This window comes from Sporomusa sp. (genome assembly GCF_057736855.1).
This window is the reverse complement of record NZ_JBYKYF010000037.1, coordinates 7006-12451: the sequence shown is the minus strand read 5'-3', so window position 1 is coordinate 12451 and position 5446 is coordinate 7006. Positions and strand designations below refer to the sequence as shown.

Below are 5446 nucleotides of genomic sequence, written 5' to 3'. Positions count from 1 at the left end.
CAATGTTACATGCAAAGTTAAACAAAAAGGCTGATTCATAACTTGCGTATTCATGTATTGAATAAGTTCGGCATCATATATTACTTATTCAGTAAAGCACCCTGCCTTATATTTCAAAATTTTGGAAATGCAATGCAGGGCAATGGAAGGAATTTCCTGTTACTTAGCGAATAGTTTTTAATAAAGAAAATAAAGAAAGTTAGATTTATAACTTCATTTTGATGGTCTAATGCACTGATGAACGCCAGAACCAAGAGGTTATCGGAAGCACCGATAGGTCTCTGTTACGGGAGGAGTCAGTATCTCTACGAAGCTGGGTGCGTATCCTTTTTGGAGGCTCTGGCTTTTTTAATGTAGAGAATCTGCTTTGGTGCTAAACGGGGCTATGACCAAGACTCCTGTTGTACCAGCCCTTGTATTGAGTCCAAATCGTAAAAAGGTAGGTGACTTATGGTGTTGTGTGCAGAAAACACTTTTGACGTTACTTTAGCCGCTTGGCAAAGCTTTACAGCCAATGTAAAGAGTACTGATAAAATAAACAAGTACTCTGTCAGGCCAGAAATTTACGACTCATGGGTGCGGTGTCGCCAAGCTAAGGTGAATCCTTTCAATGGTGGCCTTCATCAACAGTTAGATCAATACAGCCTTAAGGCAATGTTACGAGAAAATCAAGAACTTATTACCATTGCCAAGCCGTTTATGGATAATTTGTACAAGATAGTTGCCGGTTCTGGTTTTGTTGTAGTATTAACAGATATACGTGGTTACATTATGGAAATCCTTGGAGATAAAGATACCCTGAAAAATCCGATGACGGTGAATTTTTTTCAAGGCGCAAATTGGAGCGAAAAGGAAGCCGGTACTAATGCTATTGGTACTGCTTTGGTTACAAGAAAGCCGATTCAAGTGTCTGGCCCGGAACATTATTGCCGAAAACATCATTGTCTTACTTGTTCGGCAGCCCCCATTCTTAACGAACGGGGGAAAGTACTAGGAATCCTGGATGTTTCCGGGAAATGGTCGGCAGCTCACCTTCATACACTAGGAATGGTAGTGGCAGCCGCTGAAGCTATTATGGCGCAGCTTGGCATCCGGCGTAAAAATAACGAATTAAGTGTAATTAATAATCGGCTGCGAAATATTGTAAACACTATGTCAGATGGCGTAATTTTGATCGATAATAATGGTTTTGTCAGCGAGTTAAATCCTGTTGCTCAAAAAATACTCGGCGTTGGGTTAAATAAGTTAGATTCAAAACAGGGGATTCAAATCGAAAGTATTTTTGGTGCCAAAAGTACGCTGATTCGCAGAATAATCACCAATAAAGAATCCTGTACAGATGTTGAGATTATGTTGGATACCAATAGTGGACTGAATCATTATCTGGTAACAGGCGAACCAGTTACCGATGAACAGGGGATAGTGACAGGCGGCGTTATTATTCTGCGGCCAATTAAACAAATTCAAAATTTAGTAAACAGGTTTGTTGGACACTATGGAACCTTGCAGTTTAGCGATATTATTGGTGAAAGTAAAGCCCTGCTGGAAGCTGTCCGCATAGCTTCTTTAGCTGCCAACAGTATGTCCAGTGTGTTACTTCAGGGTGAGAGTGGCACAGGCAAAGAAATATTTGCACAGGCTATTCATAACCGTAGCGACCGATCATCCGAACCGTTTATTGCCGTTAATTGCGGTGCAATACCACGGGAACTTATTGGCAGTGAGCTTTTCGGTTATGAGGAAGGAGCCTTTACCGGGGCTAAGCGAGGGGGAAAACCGGGTAAATTTGAACTCGCATCCGGCGGGACCCTGTTTTTGGATGAAATCGGTGATATGCCATTAGAGCAACAAGTGGCTCTTTTACGGGTATTACAGGAGCGCAAAGTAAGCCGGATTGGCTCTGATAAAGAAATCCCTGTTGATGTCCGGGTAATATGCGCCACTAACAAGAATCTGCTCAAAGAAGTAGAAAAGGGGACTTTCCGCAAAGATCTCTATTATCGTCTGAATGTTATATCTATCACAATACCACCACTGCGTGAGCGTTCGGAAGATATTGTATTACTATTTAATTATTTTTTAGAGCGGCTGGATAAACAGAGACGCAATTTCAAAGTAAGTCCGGCGGTCATCGAGCGGATTGTACGGTATGACTGGCCGGGAAATGTGCGCGAACTCCAGAATGTAGTGGAGCGGATCGTGAGTCTAACAGAAGGAGATATCGTTACTTTAGAAAATTTACCTAAAGAAATCTGTAATTGGCAGCCGGCTAACACCGAGAATGGCAATGGGTTTTACGCAACCCGGAATACGGTGGGAGCTTGTCGCGGCAAGGAGGGCAGACGCATCCTCCTAGAAGAAAATGAGCGGCAGGAAATTCTTGCATTGCTATCTAGCCATCGGGGCAATGTCAGCCGGACAGCGCGCATTATGGGGGTTTCGCGAAATACGTTGTATAGGAAAATGAAACAATATGAGATATACAATTAGAATAGTGTCACATGTATGTGACAGTTTATGTGACACTTTTGAACAACATTAGGTACATGTTTCAAGACTAAAAAACAAACCAGTTACCCAAGAGGTAGCTGGTTTGTTACTTTTTGGATGATATTACCAATTGGTATAAATCTTGCTATACATTTGGATTGTCAAGCACTATAAGCGGCTGTTTATTCTAGATTGCAAGCCAAGGAGGATGAATGATGAAAGTAGTCCCCGTGTATCAGGCAGAGGGCATGGTACTTTGCCATGATGTTACTGAAATCATTCCAGGAAAGCATAAGGGTAGAGCTTTCAAAAAAGGACATGTCATTCGGCAAGAGGATATACCTAAGTTGCTGAGTATCGGCAAAGAAAACATATATGTCTGGGAAGTGAATGAGCATACCATCCACGAGAATGAAGCAGCAGCGAAATTTGCCAAAGCCATAGCCGGTCCTGGTCTGAATCTGGCCGAGGCCTCAGAAGGAAAAGTCGAAATAAGAGCCGCTATCCGTGGTTTACTAAAAATAAATACCGAGGCATTGGAACGGATTAATGACATTGAACAAGTGGCAGCAGCCACCTTGCACTCCAACCAAATGGTAGAGGCCGGGAAAAAGGTAGCAGGATGTAAAATCATTCCTTTGGTGATTGAAAACGAAAAACTTATGCAAATTGAACAAATAGGTATTGATTACTATCCAGTAGTGGAAGTCAAACCGTTGCAGGCTTATAAGGTGGGCGTAGTAACCACTGGAAGTGAAGTTTATCATGGACGGATACAGGATTGTTTTGGACCGGTGCTTATAAATAAATTTGAACGGTTAGGAAGCTCCATTTTGCGTCAAGTGTTTGTTCCTGATGATGTATCGATGATATCCAAAGCCATTCACCGGCTGATTGCTGAGGGTGCCGACATGATTGTTACTACCGGTGGTATGTCCGTGGATCCTGATGATGTAACCCCCTCTGGCATCCGCGCGGCCGGGGGACAGATTGTGGCATATGGCGCTCCGACTCTGCCTGGCGCCATGTTTATGCTGGCTTATTTCGGCGCAGTTCCGGTTTTAGGGTTACCAGGCTGTGTGATGTATCACAAAAACACAATCTTTGACCTAGTGGTTCCTCGTCTGTTGGCTGGTGAAATATTATCCCGGAAAGATATTACCATGCTTGGACATGGTGGCTTATGTCTGGGATGTGAAGAATGTCGGTATCCTGAATGTGGCTTTGGCAAAGGCAACTAGCTATAAGTAAGTAGTAGCGCGTATTTCGGGGAAGTAATGCCCCTGAAATATAGATTAGTAAAAAGGAGACGAGAAGAGCAGATGCAAAAAAAGGTGCTGAATATCAATGGTTTGCCGAGAACCCTGATTGTTGATCCTGAAGCCAGTCTGGCAAGCGTTCTTAGGCAGCAGCTACTGTTGACTGGTTGCAAAGTTGGCTGCAATCAAGGTCAATGCGGAACTTGTTCTATTATCATGGATGGCAGGGTAGTACGGTCTTGCGTAACCAAAATGAAAAGAGTTCCTGATCACGCCAATATTACTACCATAGAAGGACTTGCTACACCCAGCAATCTTCACCCATTGCAGGTTGCCTGGATGGCTTACGGGTGCGCTCAGTGTGGGTTCTGCAGTCCTGGATTTATTCTTTCGGCTAAGGTTTTGCTTGACGAAAATCCGAATCCAACCAGAGAAGATGTTCGTGACTGGTTCCAAAAACATCGTAATGCCTGCCGCTGCACCGGTTACAAGCCACTCGTTGATGCCGTTATGGCGGCTGCTAAGGTTATTCGCGGCGAAATGCGCAAAGAAGACCTGCTGTATCAGCCTGTGGGCAACAAAATTTATGGCACTACCTATCATCGTCCATCCGCACTGCAAAAAGTTACCGGTACTTGGGATTTCGGTGCCGATGTTGCTCTGCAAATGCCTCCAGGAACCCTCCGACTGGCTTTGGTTCAGGCTGAAGTGTCTCATGCGATCATTAAAGGGATTGATACTTCAGAAGCGGAAAAAATGCCTGGCGTCTACAAGGTTGTTACCCATAAAGATGTTAAAGGTAAAAACCGCATTACCGGCCTGATCACATTTCCTACAAATAAAGGTGACGGCTGGGATCGCCCCATTCTGTGCGACGAGAAGGTCTTCCAATATGGCGATGCCATTGCTATCGTTTGTGCTGATACCGAAGAACATGCCAGAGAAGCTGCCAAGAAGGTCAAGGTTGATCTGGAAGTACTACCTGCCTACATGAGTGCTCCGGCAGCCATGGCACCTGATGCTATCGAAATTCATCCCGGTGTTCCTAATGTTTATTATGAGCAGGGTGTCGTTAAAGGGGAAGACACCAAGCCGATTATGGAAGATCCTGATGTGGTAACTGTAGAAGTTAATACCTACTGCAGCCGTCAGCCGCACTTGGCACTAGAACCTGACTGCGGGTGTGCCTATTTTGATGAAGAAGGCCGTCTGACAATTCATTCTAAGAGTATTGCTTTGCATTTGCATCATGCCATGATTTGTCCGGGAATAGGCATTGAGCCTGAAAAACTCCGGCTGGTCGCTAACCCGACTGGTGCAACATTCGGTTATAAGTTTAGTCCGACCAATGAAGCCCTGCTGGGGGTGGCTTGTATGGCTACAGGCCGGCCAGTATCTTTGACTTTCAACATGCATCAGATGATTACTTACACCGGTAAGCGCTCTCCTGGGTTTGTCAAGTGCAAATTAGCTGCCGATAAAACAGGCAAACTGCTTGCCATGGAAACTGACTGGTTCATTGACCATGGCCCGTATTCCGAATTTGGTGATTTGCTGACATTACGTCAGGCTCAGTTCATTGGTGCAGGTTATGATATTCCCAATATTCGTGGCAGAGGCCGTACCGTGTGCACCAATCATGCCTGGGGTTCTGCATTCCGAGCCTATGGTTCACCACAATCCTTCCTGGCTTCAGA

General features: G+C 44.5%; 3 protein-coding genes. All 3 read left to right on the top strand.

Annotated features, from left to right (window positions below; all coding sequences use genetic code 11):
• The first annotated feature begins 450 nt into the window (after window positions 1-450).
• Window positions 451-2490, top strand: a complete 2040-nt coding sequence (locus AC29Z1_RS04230) for a sigma-54-dependent Fis family transcriptional regulator (protein ID WP_488270210.1) — start codon at window positions 451-453, stop codon at window positions 2488-2490.
• Between the two features lie 212 nt (window positions 2491-2702).
• Window positions 2703-3731, top strand: coding sequence for a molybdopterin-binding protein (locus tag AC29Z1_RS04225; RefSeq protein WP_488270209.1), 1029 nt, complete (start codon window positions 2703-2705; stop codon window positions 3729-3731).
• A gap of 81 nt (window positions 3732-3812) precedes the next feature.
• Window positions 3813-5446: molybdopterin-dependent oxidoreductase (locus AC29Z1_RS04220; protein ID WP_488270208.1), on the top strand; the 1634-nt coding region annotated here is incomplete at its 3' end.